Genomic DNA, 17,340 nt, shown 5'->3' with positions numbered 1-17,340 from the left:
CCCGGCTCGAAAGAGTCGGGGCTTTTTCATTAGGGCGGCGCGCCACACTTGCGCGCAGCAAACACCGGGCAACGGTCTCAAATTCAACACGTTACATGGTGTTTGAGGGGAACGCCTCAAGCACGACTGAGAAACACATCAGCCAATAGCTGATTGCGTGGCAACCCGGCCATGTAGAGACGTTTGGCAAATTGTTCGACGCCGGCAGGCCCGCCACACAACAATGCCATGGTCTGGCGCGACACGACTCGCAACGCGGCCAGTGCAGCGGGGAACTCAGCGGCGGTGATTAACTCGACCTGCACCTGTGAATGTACCGCCGCCAGTTCCGCTAACGGACCGGCCATATAATGCTCGCTGGCGTCGTGAGCAACATGCATAACGCGAATGGCACCTTGATGCTCCTGACGCAGCGCCTCGCGCAGCACGCCCCACAGCGGCCCCAGTCCGGTGCCTGCCGCCAGCAACCATAACGGACGAGGCTGCCAATCAGGATCATATTGCAGAGCCCCACCGCGCAGCTCACCCAAGCGCATCGAATCGCCGGCTTGCAACTGACGCGCAGCGTCACTAAACGCCCCCGGTTGACGGCAGTCGAGGTGAAACTCCAGAAATCGGTCTTCTTCCGGGAGGCTCGCCAACGAATAAGGACGAGCTACGCCATTGGTGGCCCACAACACCAAGTGCTGTCCGGCGCGATAACGCAAGGGACGCTCGGGAATCAAACGTAAACGCAAAACCGTCGGGCTAAGCCATTCACATTGGTCGACCTTGGCAGGAAGACCATCGCGCAATGGGTCAAAGACTTCCACGGTCAGATTTTCGACGACCGAGCACTGGCACGCCAACCGCCAACCCTGCTGCCTTTTACCCGCTTCAAGTGCTTCAGGCATCGCGTCAGCCGGCTCACCGCTTAGACATCGCACCAAACACGCGTGGCAACTGCCCGCGCGGCAACTGTAGGGGACAGTGATACCCGAGCTGTTCAGTGCATCCAGCAGGTTACTGGCGGACGCGACCGACCATGTCCGGTCGCCAACACTCAATTCAGGCATCCTGATTTTCCCAGGCAGCGGCACAGCGATTACGTCCACTGCGTTTTGCGCGGTACAACGCCTGATCGGCACGCTGTAAGGCTTCGTCGAGATGATCGCCCATGTCCAGTAACGTCATACCCACCGAAAGGCTCAAACCCGGGATCACCATCCCGACCAACTCAACGCGAGAGAACGCTTCACGTAGCCGTTCGCAACAATGGGTCAGATGTTCAGAGGTGCATTGCGGGATCAACAGCACGAACTCCTCTCCGCCATAGCGAGCCAGTACATCGCCCTCACGCAGACACGCGGTGGCGACAGCGGCGAATGCCTGCAACACCTGATCGCCGGCGGCATGTCCGTGGGCGTCGTTAATACGCTTGAAGTGATCCAGATCGATCAACGCCAGGCCATGGGAATATGACGAGTTCATGGAGTCGAGTTCACGCGAGGCCATGCGCAAAAAGTGACGACGATTGAACAAGCCAGTCAATTCATCCGTCGCAACCAAGTCTTCAAGCTGGCGCATCATTCCACGCAGCGTGTCTTGATGCGCTTGGAGTGCGAAACGACGCTGCCGCAAGCGCTGCTGGGAGCTTTGAACGTAACGGGCATACAAGCATAGCCAAAACAGCACAACAAACAGCGTCAGTGTCTGTAATTCTGCCAGTCCGGGATCGGGCAATTGCTGGTGGAACGCTTCCCATAGGTTGAGCCCGGCAAAGCTCAAAAACACGAACGCCACGCAACGCAGAAATGCCCTTGGCTGTAGATGAAACAAGCCAAACAGCATGATTAGCAGGTACATGACAAGGAAGGTTCCTCGCGCGCTGTGCAAGTGGGCCAGTAAAAAGGTTTGCCAGCCCAACGCCATCATGACTTGCAGTTCGGTCAGGCCGGGGTCGCGAAAACGCAAGTTGTAACCGCGCAGGAACACCAACCACAACACCGCTTGGCTGAGAATCACCAGACCCGTGCTCACTGAGGCTTCGTGCGGTGGCGCTTGGTAATAATTGCTAAGAATAGCGGCCCAAACGAGTATCAGCACCAGCACATACGTGCCAGCCGCCAAGGCAAATCGCTTGATTAACAAATTCTGTGTGGCTTTTTCGGTCACTCGTTGACTCACCGTGCTCAAAGGAATTCCTTTCCGTTCCGGCATAAACCGCCTAGGTGGCTATTTCCGCAAGCCGCTTGCCGCCCATTGCGATGACACTCGAAGACTGCGCGTTTTGTGGGTCATTGCTGGGTTGCGATTCCTTGCAGCGTACGGGGGCTGGGCTTCGACAAGTGACCAGCCAGCTTGGCGGCCACTTGCCACTCTAATATTCCCACCCATAAATGACTATTCAATTCTCTACTTGGAAAACTCAAAACTTCTCGTTCCACGCAAAAAGGGTGCCGGTACCGGGGCAGACTTTGGTTTGTGTCCAATCGGATGTGTGCAGAGCTGAGCCGCGTTATACTGCCGCGCCTTTTTTGCGTCGGCGTTGTGGGCCGGCGCGCTTATTAAAAGATGTTTTCAGCAGCCCCCCGCAGTACTGTTGAACGCAGCTTATTAATGTTCCCGTCCTATCAGAGGAGCGTGCCACATGACCGTGATCAAGCAAGACGATCTGATTCAGAGCGTCGCCGATGCCCTACAGTTCATTTCCTACTACCATCCGGTAGATTTCATTCAGGCCATGCATGAAGCATGGCTGCGCGAGGAGTCACCTGCCGCGCGCGATGCCATGGCTCAGATTTTGATCAACTCGCGCATGTGCGCGACAGGTCATCGTCCAATCTGCCAGGACACAGGGATCGTCACCGTCTTTGTTCGCGTGGGCATGGACGTGCAATGGACCGGCGCCACCATGGGCTTGGACGACATGATCAACGAAGGCGTGCGTCAGGCTTACAATCTTCCGGAAAACGTCCTGCGTGCGTCGATCCTGGCCGACCCGGCTGGCGCTCGAAAAAACACCAAGGACAACACCCCGGCGGTGATCCACTACTCCATCGTTCCCGGCAACACCGTGGAAGTGGACGTGGCAGCCAAAGGTGGCGGTTCGGAAAATAAATCGAAGATGGCGATGCTCAATCCGTCCGACTCGATTGTCGACTGGGTACTCAAGACCGTTCCGACCATGGGCGCTGGTTGGTGTCCACCGGGCATGCTCGGCATCGGCATTGGCGGCACCGCGGAAAAAGCGGCGGTTATGGCCAAGCAAGTGCTGATGGACTCTATCGACATCCACGAGCTGAAACAGCGCGGCCCATCGAGCCGCATCGAAGAGCTGCGACTGGAGCTGTTCGAAAAGGTCAACCAACTCGGCATCGGCGCTCAGGGCCTTGGCGGCCTGACCACCGTACTCGACGTGAAGATCATGGACTACCCAACCCACGCCGCTTCGTTGCCGGTGTGCATGATCCCGAACTGTGCTGCAACTCGGCACACCCACTTCGTGCTTGACGGCAGTGGCCCCGCCTCGCAAGAAGCGCCACCGCTGAGCGCGTACCCGGATATCGTCTGGGAAGCTGGTCCTTCGGCTCGCCGGGTCAACCTCGACACCCTGACGCCGCAAGACGTACAAAGCTGGAAGCCGGGCGAAACCTTGCTGCTTAACGGCAAGATGCTCACCGGGCGCGATGCGGCACACAAACGCATGGTGGAAATGCTTGACCGTGGTGAACCCCTGCCAGTGGACCTCAAGGGTCGCTTCATCTACTACGTCGGCCCGGTTGATCCGGTGCGCGATGAAGTCGTAGGACCCGCCGGTCCAACCACTGCCACGCGGATGGACAAGTTCACCCGGCAAATCCTCGAAGAGACTGGCCTGCTGGGCATGATCGGCAAATCCGAACGCGGTCCAGCCGCTATCGAAGCGATCAAAGACCACAAAGCGGTGTACTTGATGGTTGTCGGCGGCGCGGCGTACCTGGTCGCTCAGGCGATCAAAAAGTCTCGCGTACTGGCTTTCCCTGAGATGGGCATGGAAGCGATCTACGAGTTCGACGTGACAGACATGCCAGCCACCGTTGCGGTGGACACCAAAGGCGAGTCCGTTCACAACACCGGTCCTGCGATTTGGCAGAAGAAGATCAGTGAGAGCTTGGCGGTGGAGATTTAATACCACGCGACACACAAAAAACCCGATCTTGAAGTGATCGGGTTTTTTTATGCCTTGATAATCATCTGTCGATCACTTCGCAGCCGAACGCACCACACTCAACTCCGGCGCCGCCGCTCTACGCTGACTCAAATAGCGCGTGCAGCTGACCCGCAGGAACGAAGCAAAATTGACCACTTCACCGTTGAAGCCCATGACTTCCTCATACAGTTTTGTGATGAGCTGGTTAGTGGTCATGCCGTCGTTGCGGGCGATTTCGGCGAGGATGTCCCAGAACTGGTTCTCCAGGCGCAGCGTCGTCACGACGCCACAGATGCGCAATGAGCGTGAGCGCGATTCATACAGAATCGGGTCAGCTTTTACATAGAGCTCGCACATAAGTGTTCCTCACAGGGTGATTTGGGTTCCAAGCAATTTTAGAAAACCGTTCAGCCACGCCGAATGCGCAGGCCAGGCGGGTGCGGTAACAAGATTGCGGTGGGTATGCGCTTCAGTCACCGCGATGTCGATAAAGGTTCCGCCGGCCAAACGTACGTCTGGTGCGCACGCAGGATAGGCGCTGCATTCGCGGCCTTCCAGCACGCCAGCCGCCGCCAACAATTGCGCGCCGTGGCAGACCGATGCGATGGGCTTATCGGCTTTGTCGAATGCGCGAACCCAACCAAGAATGGTGTCGTTCAAGCGCAGGTATTCCGGCGCGCGACCACCCGGGATGACCAGCGCGTCATAGTCTTGGACCCTGACCTTGGCAAAGTCAAAGTTAAGCGCAAAGTTGTGGCCCGGCTTTTCACTGTACGTCTGATCGCCTTCAAAATCGTGAATGGCGGTGCGCACCGATTGACCGGCGATTTTGTCAGGGCAAACGGCGTGGACAATGTGCCCGACCATTTGCAGTGCCTGAAACGGCACCATTACTTCGTAGTCTTCGACGTAATCGCCGACCAGCATGAGAATTTTTTTTGCTGCCATGACTGTCTCCTCAGATGAAGGCGTGGGTAAACAAGAATAGTCAAACTAAGGCCGATCAGCACAACGCAGGTAATAGGCAACTACTACGGGCAGGAATTAACGGATCAGTTTCTTCGGTCCAAAACGTTGACCACCAAGCGGTCAATCCAGCCCCAAATCCGCTGTTGCACTCGCCGCAGCAACGGCCGGGATTTCCAATCTTCGAGGCTGACCTCAGTGCTCAGGGCAAAATCTTTCTGAAAGCTGGAGGCCACTGCCAAGGTGAGCGCGGGGTCGAGGGCTTCAAGATTGGCTTCGAGGTTGAAGCGCAAGTTCCAGTGATCGAAGTTGCATGAGCCAATGCTGACCCAATCATCGATCAACACCATTTTCAGGTGCAGAAAACACGGCTGATATTCGAAGATTTTTACGCCCGACTTGAGCAGGCGCGGGTAATAGCGATGGCCGGCGTAACGCACAGACGGATGATCGGTGCGCGGCCCAGTCAGCAACAGGCGCACGTCGACACCGCGCGCAGCGGCTCTGCGTAGCGCACGACGCACTTTCCAGGTGGGCAAAAAATACGGGGTCGCCAACCAGATGCGTCGTTTGCCGCTGCTCAATGCCCGGACCAACGATTGCAGGATGTCGCGGTGCTGGTGGGCATCGGCATAGGCCACACGCCCCATACCCACACCTTTTACGGGCACCCGAGGCAGTCGCGGCAAACCAAAAATATGTGCGGGGCGCCATGCGGTGGGGCGCTCATTGGCATGAAATTGCCGGTCGAACAGCGCCTGCCAATCGACCACCATCGGCCCGGTGATTTCGACCATGACCTCATGCCAGTCGCTGGTATCGCGCTCCGGGTGCCAAAACTCATTGGTAACGCCGGTGCCGCCAACCACTGCCAACTGTCTATCCACCAGCAGCAGTTTTCGATGGTCGCGGTAAAGATTGCGCAGGCCCCGGCGCCAATGCATGCGGTTATAAAACCGCAGAATCACGCCCGCATCGGTGAGTCGTTTGCGCAAGCTTAAGGTAAAGGCCTGCGCGCCAAAGCTATCGAAAAGACACCGCACAATCACGCCGCGTTGCGAAGCCAGCACCAATGCCTGAACTACCGCATCGGCGCAGCTTCCGGCTTCTACCAAATACAACTCCAGCTCGACCTGCTGCTGCGCCTGCTCAATGGCGGCGATCATGCGCGGAAAAAAAGCAGGACCGTCGATCAGCAGATTGAAGTGGTTATCCGCGCGCCACGCAAAAATCGCACCCCTCATGCAAGCACGCAGAGCGGCGTCAGCAACAAGCAGATTGTATTGAGCATGCAGGCTCCCTAAGCGCGGTTGGCGCCAACCTTAACCGGCGGTAATAGGAGGTTGCAAATTTCTACGGCAATAACTGACAACCCTGATGCAAGCCTTTCCAAACGGCACTGCTGCTACGACCCAAACCGGTGGAAGTCACACGCTTTTGAGCCGGGTCATCGATCAGGGTGCTGGGCAACCATTGCTTCACGTAGCCTGCACAGAAATCAGCTGGGTTGCCCACTACATAGCGACACGAACAGTATTCCTTAGCCGTGTAGGCGCTGATGATGGTCGGGAATGCCTGTAACGCCACCCGGTTTTGCCACGCAAAAACGACCATTACCAACGCCATCAACAACAGAACACTGGCCAATGGCCGACGCCGAATTAACGCCTGACGACCGTTCATTGGGCACCCTCCCCCGCAAAGGCCGCCAACACTCGTTTGAGTAACTGATCATGACGGTAGCTGCTGTCGCGATCATCGGCGTATCGCACGATGACCAGATTGGTACTGGGTACGACATACATCGCCTGACCCCAATGACCAAGCGCGGCAAACGTATCCTGCGGCGCGTCAGGCCAAGGCCGAGTGGCGAGATCAGACTCCCTGGGAGGCAAACGATTCAACCACCATTGGCCACCAGGCACTTCATTCACGGCGTCATTTTGCACGTGAGCAAAGGGGGTCAGGTTGAATTCGACCCACGCCTTGGGCAGTAACTGTTTATCGCCCCAACGACCGCCGCGCTGCATCAGCAAACCAATGCGCGCCAAATCCCGTGCGGTCATGTAGGCGTAGGACGAACCAATGAACGTGCCGCTGCGGTCGGATTCCCACACTGCGCTGCGAATGCCCAACGGCTCAAACAACGCGGTCCAGGGGTAGTCTGGATAGGCTTGTTCACCGACCATGGTTCTCAACGCTGCGGACAATATGTTGCTATCACCGCTGGAATAGCGGTAAGCCGTTCCCGGCTTGCTGGCCACGCCATGTGCCGCAGTGAACGCCGCCGCATCCGCGCGCCCGTGGGTGTAGAGCATGGCGACCACGGATGAGTTAAGGGGCGCGTATTCGTAGTCTTCCTGCCAATCCAGTCCTGATGCCCAGTGCAGCAAATCTTCAAGGCGGATGTCGGGATGAGCGTTGAACGGTGGATAGAATTTCGCCACCGAGTCTGTCCATTGAAAACGCCCCTCAGCAAACGCCACGCCCAGCACACAGGCCATCACACTTTTACTGACCGACCACGTCAGGTGCGGCGTGTCGGCGTTGGTGACGCCGGCATAACGCTCGTAGACCAGTTGTCCGTCGCGGATCACCAACAAGGCATCGGTGCGGATGCCTTTGCGGGTGACGTCATCACGGGGTGGAAAAGCGTAATCCTCGAGTGCTTGCAACGCCGGGCTTGGCGCAACAGGCGCGGTTGACCAGTGCTCATCCGGCCAGTTTTGCGCGAATGCCTGGGCAGTAAACAGCCACAACGTGAGGGTCAGTATGCACGGTGATTTCATCGGAAGACCTCTGGCTGGTGGCCCCATGACCGTAGCAGCAAATTGTTTCCGGCAAACGTGCGGTTATTCAGATGACCGTGCAGCCCCTTTCGCGAATGAATTCGCTCCTACCGTCTTCGGCTTGAGCCGCTGTCATACAAGCATCACCAAAGCTTAATGGTGATGACATCGCGCCTCCCTAGCCTTCACCTGTACCCCAATGCGCTAGAACACCACCGGCCGCATTCCTGGCTGGCTTACGGAGACGCCGCATGAATCAGATTTCTCGTACTCATGACACCAGCGTCGATCGCTGCCTTCAGGCTGAACGTTTGATTGGCGCACAGGCGCTGCGTGAAGCCCAGGCTTTGCGCTATCGCGTGTTCAGTGGGGAGTTCAACGCCAAGCTCAAAGGCGCCGAACAGGGTCTGGATATCGACGATTACGACGAGCATTGCTCGCACGTGGGCGTTCGTGATCTGTCCACTGGGCATTTGGTGGCGACTACCCGTTTACTTGATCACACCGCCGCCACCTCATTGGGCAATTACTACAGCGAAGAAGAGTTCAGCCTGCACGGACTGGGTCGGTTGCAAGGACCCATTCTAGAGCTGGGCCGCACCTGCGTTGATCCGGCGTATCGCAACGGCGGCACTATTGCGGTGTTATGGAGCGAGCTGGCGGAGATTCTCAACGAAGGCGGTTATAGCTACCTGATGGGCTGCGCCAGTATTCCGATGCAAGACGGCGGCATCCAAGCGCACGCGATCATGCAGCGCCTACGCGAACGCTACCTGTGCAACGAGCACTTACGCGCCGAGCCCAAGAAGCCACTGCCAACGTTGGACCTGCCTACGAATGTCATCTGCGAAATGCCGCCGCTGCTCAAGGCCTACATGCGCTTGGGAGCAAAAATTTGCGGCGAACCGTGCTGGGACGAGGATTTCCAAGTCGCCGATGTGTTCATCCTGCTCAAACGCGCCGACCTGTGTCCGCGTTACGCCCGCCACTTCAAGGCAGCCGTTTGATGAGCCGGGTACGCGGTTACGCCCGCGTGATTCGAGTGTTGTGGGTGCTCGCGGTTGGCCTAACGATTGCGGGCACTTTCGGGGTTCTCGAACGCTTGGCTATTGGCGACTCCATGGCGCGGCGACAGCGCTGGTCACGCTGGTTCATGGCACGCTTGAGCGCAGCGTTGCCGTTTCGCGTGACCGTCAGCGGCGAGTTGCCAAAAGAGCCGATGCTGTGGGTCAGCAACCATGTGTCGTGGACCGATATTCCGCTACTGGGCATGCTCGCGCCCCTGTCGTTTCTGTCCAAGGCCGAAGTCCGCAATTGGCCCGTCGCCGGTTGGCTGGCGCTAAAAGCCGGCACGCTGTTTATTCGTCGCGGATCAGGTGATAGCCGTTTGGTTCTGGGAAAGATGACCGAACATTTGCAAGGCAACGATGCGCTGATGATCTTTCCTGAGGGCACAACCACCGACGGTCGCAGCCTGCGCACGTTCCATGGACGCATGCTCGCCAGCGCCATTGACGCGGGCGTGCCTTTACAGCCGGTGGCGATTCGTTACCTGCGTGATGGAAAGCCCTGCCCCATTGCGCCGTTTATTGGCGATGACGATTTGCTCTCGCACTTGCGCCGCTTATTCGCCAACGAGCAGGGCGAGGTCCATATCCAATTGTTGACCCCAATCGCCAGCCAGCAGCAAGAACGCGCCGCCTTGGCGTTCCAGGCGCAACAAGCCGTGCAACGAGCACTGTTCGGCGAAATTGCCGGGCCAGGTCAGGTGAAGGAAGCGCGCTCGGCCAAGGCTGCCTGAGCAAAATCCTGTAGCAAGGGATAAAACTCAGCGAAATCTGTGCTCAAGGGCCGGTACAGCGCTTGCAACTCTTGCAGGGCGCCAGCCAGCCCTTCAGGTCGCGACAGGCGCCGGGAAATACCATTCAGCACCGGCCCCAGCACCTCGAATTCCCGATAAGACCCCAGCCAATCCTGCGCCGCCATATGCGGCGCAATCTGTGCCAAACGCTCCGGTAGCGCGGGCTCTGCCGCCAGCACCCGGTAAACCTGCGCGGTGAAGGTGTCCAGCGGTTGCGCTGCGTACAGCGCCCAGTCCCGCGCCAGACAATGATCGAAAAATACATCGAGCACGATGCCCGCGTAGCGTCGTCGTGCGGCCGGGAAGCGCGCTATCGCCTCTTTCACCAAAGGGTGGGCATCGGTGAAAGTATCAATGCTGCGGTGTAACTGGATGGCAGCTTCCATTTCGGGAGTGAAGCGCCCCGGCAGCGGTCCTTTGACGAAATCGCCATACAGACTGCCGAGCAATTGCTCAGGGCGGTCGCCGCCCAAATGGAGGTGTGCAAGGTAATTCATGGCAGGAGCTTACGCCTAATCAGCGTGGGGTCTATATCGATATAACCCGATATAGCTTTTTAGCAGCAGCTTAGTCGATCTGTGTATTTGTATATCGCGAAATACCAATATAAAGTTCGCTGCATCGCGATATAGCGTTATTCCACGATTTGAGAACGACATGCCTATCGACCTCGACGAAATAATAAAAGCCCTGGCCCACCCTGTGCGGCGCGAAATTCTCGTGTGGCTCAAAGACTCGGCGCACTACTTTCCTGAGCAGGGACATTCCCTGGAAAACGGTGTGTGTGCCGGGCAAATCGACCAGCGCGCGGGGCTTTCCCAGTCCACGATTTCTGCGCACTTGGCGACGTTGCAACGGGCCGGCCTGATTACCACCAAGAAGGTGGGCCAGTGGCATTTTTTCAGACGCAACGACGAAACCATCCAGGCGTTCCTGAAAGAAATAAGTAAACAGCTCTGATTTTCTAACTTCTCCAAGGAGATGCTCCGTGCCTCTTTCACTACTTATGCTGGCCCTGAGCGCCTTCGCCATCGGCACCACTGAATTTGTGATCATGGGGCTGTTGCCCGAGGTCGCGACAGATTTGGGTGTTTCCATTCCCGGCGCTGGCTGGCTGGTCACCGGGTACGCGCTGGGCGTCGCCATCGGCGCACCGTTCATGGCCATGGTGACCGCAAAACTTCCACGCAAAGCCGCACTGGTTGCGCTGATGGTGATCTTCATCATCGGCAACTTGCTCTGCGCGCTGGCCAGTGACTACAACGTGCTGATGTTCGCCCGAATCGTCACAGCCCTGTGCCACGGTGCGTTCTTCGGTATTGGTTCGGTGGTGGCTGCCAACTTGGTAGCGCCCAATCGTCGGGCTTCGGCCGTGGCGATGATGTTCACCGGCCTGACCCTGGCCAACGTGCTGGGCGTGCCGCTGGGTACTGCGCTGGGTCAGTACGCTGGCTGGCGCTCGACCTTCTTCGCGGTGACCGTGATCGGCGTGATTTCGCTGATCGGCCTGATCCGGTTTCTGCCGGCCAAGCACGATGAAGAAAAACTCGACATGCGTGCCGAGCTGGCCGCCCTAAACGGTGCTGGCGTGTGGTTATCGTTGAGCATGACGGTGATGTTTTCCGCGTCGGTATTTGCACTGTTCACTTACATGGCGCCGCTGTTGGGCGAAGTCACCGGCGTCACACCGCGCGGCGTGACTTGGACCCTGCTGCTGATCGGTCTGGGCTTGACCCTCGGCAACATCATTGGCGGCAAGCTGGCTGACCGAAACATGTCACGGACGCTGATCGGCGTGTTCATCACCATGGCGGTAGTTTCCACCATTTTGACCTGGACCAGCGCCTCGCTGATCCCGACTGAAATCACCCTGTTCATCTGGGCTACCGCCGGTTTCGCCGCCGTCCCTGCGTTGCAAATCAACGTGATGACCTTCGGCGCAGCCGCACCCAACTTGATTTCGACCTTGAATATCGGCGCCTTCAACGTCGGCAACGCACTGGGCGCCTGGATCGGCGGCAGCGTGATTGCCCACGGTTTCGGCTTGAACAGCGTACCGCTGGCCGCCGCAGCGCTGGCCGTGATCGCACTGTTACTGACCTTAATCACTTTCCGCCAACCGGTTAACCCCGACGTGGCAACTGCTACCAACTGATCACTGAGGATTCATCATGACGACCATTTTTGACCCGATCACTTTGGGTGATCTGCAACTGCCAAACCGTATCATCATGGCGCCGCTGACCCGCTGCCGCGCCGACGAAGGCCGTGTTCCTAACGCGTTGATGGCTGAATACTACGTTCAGCGCGCTTCGGCTGGCCTGATCATCAGCGAAGCGACCTCGGTCACGCCAATGGGCGTCGGTTACCCGGACACCCCAGGCATTTGGTCTGACGCTCAGGTTCGCGGCTGGAGCAACATCACCAAAGCCGTTCACGCGGCAGGCGGCCGTATCGTGCTGCAACTGTGGCATGTGGGCCGTATTTCCCACACTTCGTATCTCAATGGCGAAGCACCCGTTGCGCCTAGCGCCATCGCTGCAGTAGGTCACGTCAGCCTGGTTCGTCCGTTGGCTGATTACCCTATGCCTCGTGCATTGGAATCGGCTGAGATCGCCGATGTGGTCGATGCTTACCGTCAAGGCGCAGAAAACGCCAAGGCTGCTGGCTTCGATGGCGTTGAAATTCATGGCGCCAATGGCTACCTGCTTGACCAGTTCCTGCAAACCGGCACCAATCAGCGCACTGATGAATACGGCGGCACCCTGGAAAACCGCGCGCGTCTGATGCTGGAAGTGACCGATGCGGTGGTTGAAGTCTGGGGCGCAGGTCGTGTGGGCATGCACTTGTCACCACGGGCTGACATCCATGACATGGGCGATGAAAACCTGTCCGAGACCTTCACCTACGTGGCCCACGAGCTGGGTAAACGCGGTATCGCATTTATCTGCTCCCGAGAAAAAGAAGCCGGCGACAGCCTCGGCCCACAACTGAAAAAAGCCTTCGGCGGCAACTACATCGCCAACGAAAGCTTCACCAAAGACAGCGCCAACGCTTGGCTGTCCAGCGGCAAGGCTGATGCCGTTGCTTTCGGCGTGCCGTACATCGCCAACCCGGACCTGTTCGAGCGCCTGCAACAAGACGCACCACTGAACGCGCCGGTTCCAGCCACCTTCTACGCAAAAGGCCCAGTCGGCTACATCGACTACCCACGCCTGTGACACATTCTCGCTGAAATAAAAAAGCCCCGGCTCGCGAGAGTCGGGGCTTTTCTGTCTGTGGTTACTGCCTGGTATTGATCTGCTGCTGCAAATTCTGAATCTGGCTTTGCAGAGTGTTGATGTTGCGTGTCACCTGCCCCCGAAACGCATCAAACTCAGCAGTGCTTGCGCCACCTTGAGCCTGGGCCGTCGGGCGGTTGTCCTGCTCGCTTTTCAGCACCAGTAACTCTTGCTCTAGACGGTCGATGGCGGCGCTAGGGTTGCTCTGTTTTTTCAGCGCGGCGACATCGGCATTCAAGTTTTTCAACTGCGCATCCAGTTGACCCTGAGCCGATTGAATGGCTTTTGAATCAGGTTGCGACCCCTTCAACGTGTTCAATTCACCCGTCAGACTCTTCACCTGATCCTGCAATTGAGCATTGAGCGTCTGTAACTGTGTGGTTTGCGCCGACATCTGCTGCAGGCGCTTATCGAGGCCGCTTTGTTGGCCCGCGACACCTTCCTGCTGCTTGCCTTGATCGTTCAGTTTGCTTTCCAGTCTCTGCAATTGCAGCTTCATCGCCTCGCTGCCATTGGAGGCAACTGATTCAGTCGCGACCACTTTGCCGGAGATGTCTTGCAAGCGCCCAGCGGCGTCTTCACTGATCCGCGCGAAGCTTTCCTGGGTCGCCACCAGTTGCTGCTCCATCAACGAAATCTGTTGAAAGCTCCACCAAGCGAGCCCAATAAAGGCAATGAACAACGCACCGACCAAGGCCCAGATGGGACCGGTATTGGCGCGTTTTACTTTCACCGTTGCTGCGTTGCGCGCGTGCAAGGTATTACTGTCCCGGGCTCCGCCAGTAGTGGTGGGTACAAATTCATCATCATCGTCGTCTTTGGCACTGAGGTGCGGCACATCATCGAAGTCGTCGTGAGGATCGTTACGCATGGTTAAACCTTCATGGGACGCGGAGTCAAAAATGGCCTGCAGTATAACCACGCGAACCGCTCACTAAGCGGACCGGGGTCAATTCGATTGTTGCGCTTTCCACCAGCCACAAAATTCGTCGAGAGCCGCCCATAGGCTGACACGTGGTTCATAGTCGAGATAATGCCTGGCGCGGCTGATGTCCAAGGTGAAATCTTTGCTCATCACTTGCATGCCCAAACGCGATAATGTCGGTTCGGGCCGTCCCGGCCACAGCAGGCAGGCACCCTCGTTCATGGCGGCGGCGCTGTAAGCCAGGCCATAAGAGCGATAACGCGTAACTTGCGGCATGTCCATTTGGCGCATCACGTAATTCACCGCATCCCACACAGGTACCGGCGCACCATTACTGATGTTGTAGGCCTTGCCCAGCGCCGAACCCGCCGCCAATAAGCTGCTCAGGATGACCTCATTAAGGTTCTGGATGCTGGTGAAATCGACCTTGTTCAAGCCGTTGCCAATGATCGACAAACGATTTTTGCGCTGCATATTCAGCAGTCTCGGGAAGATGCTGTTATCACCCGCCCCCGTCACGAATCGCGGACGCAACGCGATGACTTCAAGACCAAACTCTTCAGCGCCAAACACCTTCTGTTCAGCCAAGTACTTGGTGGCGGCATAGTGATTATTGAAGTGCTTAGGCACCTGCTCTTCTTTGATGTCCAGGTGTGAGCGGCCATCGAAATAAATCGATGGCGAGGAAATATGCACCAAGCGTCGGACCTGCTGTTTCAGGCAGCCTTCGACCACGTTTTCCGTCACCTCAACGTTGCCCTGCTGAAAGACCTGACGCCGGCCCCACACCCCGACTGCTCCCGCACAATGCACCACCGCCTCGACGTCATGGCACAACCGCTGTACCAATTCGGGATCGGACAAATCACCCTGTATGAATTCCGCGCCCCGACGCACCAGATGCTCAACGCCCTCGGCGCGACGGCCGTTGACCCGCACACTCAAACCCTGCTCTAACGCGAAACGCGCAAAGCGTCCGCCAATAAAGCCGCTTGCGCCGGTGACCAGAATCTTCATTTACCGCTCCATTAACTGTGTGTGTGACAGGTGTTGCTGGTTACAAACAAATGACGCTCATGACGGGGCGAGCGGCACCAGCCATTCGCCAGCCCGTCGTGTGAGAAGCTCGGTCAACTGCGTGAGTAACTGACCACCGTTGCGCCAGTGATGCCAGTACAGCGGCACATCAATCGGCTGACCCGGCAGTAACTCGACCAGCACACCGCGTTGCGTCTGATCGCGCACTTGCACTTCAGGCACCAACCCCCAACCGAGCCCGGCCTCAATCATGCGCAAGAAGCCCTCGGAAGATGGGCACAAATGATGCTCGAAGCCTCCTTCAACGCCCAGTGACGCTAAGTATCGGTGCTGCAGGAAATCGTCAGGACCGAACACCAATGCTGGCGAGCGTGCCAGGCGTTCAGCCGTCACACCGTGGGGAAAGTGCCGGGTGATGAAAGCGGGACTGGCCAGCGCACGATAGCGCATGGCGCCGAGCAATACGCTGCGAGCACCCGCGACCGGCCGTTCACTGCCACACAAACACGCCGCAACTTCCCCGGCACGCATGCGTTTGAGCCCGACATCCTGGTCTTCGACCACCAAGTCCAGCAATAGGTGCTGCTCAGCGCAAAAGTCCCCCACGACCGCCGCCCACCAAGTCGCGAGGCTGTCGGCATTAAGCGCAATCCGCAGACGCTCGGGCATGCCTTCATCGTCCAACGCCGGAACTTGGCTTTGCAGATCGCGCTCGAGGAGCCGGACCTGTTGCACATGGTTCAACAGCCGTCGGCCAATTTCTGTCGGGGTCGGCGGCGTGGCGCGAATCAGCACAGGCTGCCCGACCCGCGCTTCAAGCAACTTGATCCGCTGCGACACGGCCGATTGCGACAGACCGAGGACTTGCGCCGCCCGCTCAAACCCCGCCTGTTCAATCACCGCTGCCAATGCTGAGAGCAATTTGTAGTCGAACATCAGTTTCTCTAATGAGCGATCAGTAATATTGGTTTTTCTTATACAGGCTAGCACTCCACACTTGCCACATAAACCGCTATAGCCCGCTGAGAAGGAGCCGCAAATGACTGGCGAAACGTCGCTCAACACGCTGTTAAGAAGCATGAGCCCCGAACTGAATCCCGGCGAGTACGTGTTCTGCACGCTCACCGACGCGAGCCTATTGAGGGGTGTTGAAGCCCTCGGCAGCTTCCGCGAGCGAGAAGGGTTAACGGTGATCGTCGAGCGTCAACAAGCCCAAGCGCTGGGGCTTGAGTTCGAATATGTCGCGGCCTGGATCACGCTTACGGTGCATTCGGCGCTGCAAGCCGTCGGCCTGACCGCCGCCTTTGCCAGCGCACTGGGACAAGCCGGCATCAGTTGCAACGTGATCGCCGGTTACTACCACGACCATCTGTTCGTCGGTATCGACGATGCGCAAAAGGCCCTGTCGGTGCTGCGCCAACTGGCGGCAGATGCCTAAACCCGCAAGAGCAGGAGCAAATTACATGTGGCAAAGCTACCTCAATGGTCTGTTGGTCGCGGGCGGATTAATCATGGCCATCGGTACCCAGAACGCCTTTGTTCTGGCGCAAAGCCTACGCCGTGAACATCACCTGCCAGTGGCGGCGTTGTGCGTTGTGTGCGATGCATTGTTGGTTGCTGCTGGAGTGTTCGGACTGGCGAATCTATTAGCGCAAAACCCGACACTGTTGGCCGTTGCCCGCTGGGGTGGAGCTGGCTTTTTGCTGTGGTACGGCAGCCAAGCGTTGCGTCGCGCCTGTTCTTCGCAAAGCCTGCAACAGAACGAAGGAACTGGTCTGCGTTCACGGCGTGCGGTGCTGCTTAGTGCGTTGGCGGTAACGCTGCTTAACCCGCACGTGTATTTGGACACCGTACTGCTGATCGGATCCCTAGGCGCACAACAGACCGTGCCCGGCGCGTATGTCGTCGGTGCCGCCAGTGCTTCATTGTTGTGGTTCAGCCTGTTGGCCGTCGGCGCAGCGTGGCTAGCGCCATGGTTGGCAAGACCCGCGACCTGGCGACTGCTGGATCTACTGGTGACAGTGATGATGTTCAGCGTCGCGGTGCAATTGGTCGTGGCGCAGTGAAGAGGTGTCTTTATCGTCGCAAAGCACCCTCATCAACACTTGCGATCTATAGGCGGGCGACTATTTGAGCCAGCTTGTTGGCGAAGGCCCTTCGGGCCTATCGCAGCCATCGGCAGTTCCTACAAAACGTGCGCACCTCCAGAATCCGTGGGACCGAATTTATTCGGGAAGGCTTCAGTCCTGACACGCTGCAACCTCAAACCCCATAAGGGGCCACCCAGTTTGCTGCGCGCCAGCGCGGCG

The 17,340-nt window shown here is 57.8% G+C and carries 19 protein-coding genes; 8 read left to right on the top strand and 11 right to left on the bottom strand.

From position 1 onward, the window contains the following. Nucleotides 1-116: 116 nt before the first annotated feature. Together RHM59_RS21625 and RHM59_RS21620 are read right to left on the bottom strand one after the other, a co-directional pair. Nucleotides 117-1,055 (bottom strand): iron-sulfur-binding ferredoxin reductase, encoded by a 939-nt coding sequence (locus RHM59_RS21625; protein ID WP_322184984.1) that lies wholly within the window; start codon nt 1,053-1,055, stop codon nt 117-119. Beyond that, nucleotides 1,048-2,154 (bottom strand): GGDEF domain-containing protein, encoded by a 1,107-nt coding sequence (locus tag RHM59_RS21620; RefSeq protein WP_322185308.1) that lies wholly within the window; start codon nt 2,152-2,154, stop codon nt 1,048-1,050. The genes RHM59_RS21625 and RHM59_RS21620 overlap by 8 nt, the downstream gene beginning before the upstream one ends. A 475-nt stretch (nt 2,155-2,629) precedes the next feature. Here RHM59_RS21620 and RHM59_RS21615 point away from each other — a divergent pair, with 475 nt between their 5' ends. Beyond that, nucleotides 2,630-4,150, top strand: a complete 1,521-nt coding sequence (locus RHM59_RS21615; protein WP_322285357.1) for a fumarate hydratase — start codon at nt 2,630-2,632, stop codon at nt 4,148-4,150. A 72-nt stretch (nt 4,151-4,222) separates the two neighbouring features. Here the strand turns inward: RHM59_RS21615 and RHM59_RS21610 are convergent, their stop codons facing one another. From RHM59_RS21610 to RHM59_RS21590, 5 genes are all read right to left on the bottom strand, one after another. Beyond that, the gene (locus tag RHM59_RS21610) at nt 4,223-4,528 is read right to left on the bottom strand and encodes a ribbon-helix-helix domain-containing protein (RefSeq protein ID WP_322165975.1); all 306 of its coding nucleotides are present in this window, start codon (nt 4,526-4,528) and stop codon (nt 4,223-4,225) included. A gap of 9 nt (nt 4,529-4,537) precedes the next feature. Beyond that, nucleotides 4,538-5,119 (bottom strand): DJ-1/PfpI family protein, encoded by a 582-nt coding sequence (locus RHM59_RS21605; RefSeq protein WP_322285356.1) that lies wholly within the window; start codon nt 5,117-5,119, stop codon nt 4,538-4,540. Nucleotides 5,120-5,223: 104 nt separating this feature from the next. Next, nucleotides 5,224-6,381, bottom strand: a complete 1,158-nt coding sequence (locus RHM59_RS21600) for a phosphatidylserine/phosphatidylglycerophosphate/cardiolipin synthase family protein (RefSeq protein WP_322285355.1) — start codon at nt 6,379-6,381, stop codon at nt 5,224-5,226. Nucleotides 6,382-6,490: 109 nt separating this feature from the next. Beyond that, nucleotides 6,491-6,820: an amidase gene (locus RHM59_RS21595; RefSeq protein WP_322285354.1), complete on the bottom strand. Its 330-nt coding sequence runs from the start codon at nt 6,818-6,820 to the stop codon at nt 6,491-6,493. Further along, nucleotides 6,817-7,926, bottom strand: a complete 1,110-nt coding sequence (locus tag RHM59_RS21590) for a serine hydrolase (protein ID WP_322285353.1) — start codon at nt 7,924-7,926, stop codon at nt 6,817-6,819. Before RHM59_RS21590 ends, RHM59_RS21595 begins: the two co-directional genes overlap by 4 nt. A gap of 251 nt (nt 7,927-8,177) precedes the next feature. Between RHM59_RS21590 and olsB the strand changes: the two genes are divergently transcribed. Together olsB and RHM59_RS21580 are read left to right on the top strand one after the other, a co-directional pair. Continuing rightward, the gene (olsB, locus tag RHM59_RS21585; RefSeq protein WP_322165981.1) at nt 8,178-8,933 is read left to right on the top strand and encodes an L-ornithine N(alpha)-acyltransferase; all 756 of its coding nucleotides are present in this window, start codon (nt 8,178-8,180) and stop codon (nt 8,931-8,933) included. Further along, complete coding sequence (locus tag RHM59_RS21580) at nt 8,933-9,727, top strand: lysophospholipid acyltransferase family protein (RefSeq protein ID WP_322165982.1); 795 nt, start codon at nt 8,933-8,935, stop codon at nt 9,725-9,727. Before olsB ends, RHM59_RS21580 begins: the two co-directional genes overlap by 1 nt. Here the strand turns inward: RHM59_RS21580 and RHM59_RS21575 are convergent. After that, nucleotides 9,691-10,284: an ACP phosphodiesterase gene (locus RHM59_RS21575; RefSeq protein WP_322165983.1), complete on the bottom strand. Its 594-nt coding sequence runs from the start codon at nt 10,282-10,284 to the stop codon at nt 9,691-9,693. The two genes, RHM59_RS21580 and RHM59_RS21575, sit on opposite strands and share 37 nt — an antisense overlap. Nucleotides 10,285-10,444: 160 nt before the next feature. Between RHM59_RS21575 and RHM59_RS21570 the strand changes: the two genes are divergently transcribed. Genes RHM59_RS21570 through RHM59_RS21560 form a run of 3 tightly spaced genes read left to right on the top strand, consistent with a single transcriptional unit; the run spans nt 10,445 to nt 13,008 of the window. After that, nucleotides 10,445-10,747: a metalloregulator ArsR/SmtB family transcription factor gene (locus RHM59_RS21570; protein WP_322285352.1), complete on the top strand. Its 303-nt coding sequence runs from the start codon at nt 10,445-10,447 to the stop codon at nt 10,745-10,747. 28 nt (nt 10,748-10,775) lie between these two features. Beyond that, nucleotides 10,776-11,942: an MFS transporter gene (locus RHM59_RS21565; protein WP_322285351.1), complete on the top strand. Its 1,167-nt coding sequence runs from the start codon at nt 10,776-10,778 to the stop codon at nt 11,940-11,942. A 16-nt stretch (nt 11,943-11,958) separates the two neighbouring features. Continuing rightward, entirely contained in the window at nt 11,959-13,008 is a 1,050-nt protein-coding gene (locus RHM59_RS21560) for an alkene reductase (protein WP_322165986.1), read from the top strand. A 61-nt stretch (nt 13,009-13,069) separates the two neighbouring features. On the opposite strand, the gene RHM59_RS21555 is transcribed toward RHM59_RS21560, so the two are convergent. The 3 genes from RHM59_RS21555 to RHM59_RS21545 form a co-directional block, all read right to left on the bottom strand. Next, on the bottom strand, nt 13,070-13,939 hold the full coding sequence (locus tag RHM59_RS21555) for an ATPase (protein ID WP_322285350.1): 870 nt from the start codon (nt 13,937-13,939) through the stop codon (nt 13,070-13,072). 78 nt (nt 13,940-14,017) lie between these two features. After that, a complete protein-coding gene (locus RHM59_RS21550) occupies nt 14,018-15,010 on the bottom strand; it encodes an NAD(P)-dependent oxidoreductase (RefSeq protein WP_322285349.1) in 993 nt (330 codons plus the stop codon). A gap of 57 nt (nt 15,011-15,067) precedes the next feature. Beyond that, nucleotides 15,068-15,967, bottom strand: a complete 900-nt coding sequence (locus RHM59_RS21545; RefSeq protein WP_322184959.1) for a LysR family transcriptional regulator ArgP — start codon at nt 15,965-15,967, stop codon at nt 15,068-15,070. A 103-nt stretch (nt 15,968-16,070) separates the two neighbouring features. On the opposite strand from RHM59_RS21545, the gene RHM59_RS21540 reads away from it, so the two are divergent. Next, nucleotides 16,071-16,469: an ACT domain-containing protein gene (locus RHM59_RS21540; protein WP_322165990.1), complete on the top strand. Its 399-nt coding sequence runs from the start codon at nt 16,071-16,073 to the stop codon at nt 16,467-16,469. Nucleotides 16,470-16,494: 25 nt separating this feature from the next. Continuing rightward, the gene (locus RHM59_RS21535; RefSeq protein WP_322285348.1) at nt 16,495-17,097 is read left to right on the top strand and encodes a LysE/ArgO family amino acid transporter; all 603 of its coding nucleotides are present in this window, start codon (nt 16,495-16,497) and stop codon (nt 17,095-17,097) included. Nucleotides 17,098-17,340: the final 243 nt, after the last annotated feature.

This window comes from Pseudomonas sp. MH10 (assembly GCF_034353045.1).
GTDB lineage: Bacteria > Pseudomonadota > Gammaproteobacteria > Pseudomonadales > Pseudomonadaceae > Aquipseudomonas.
This window is presented reverse-complemented; position numbering and strand designations above follow the sequence as displayed.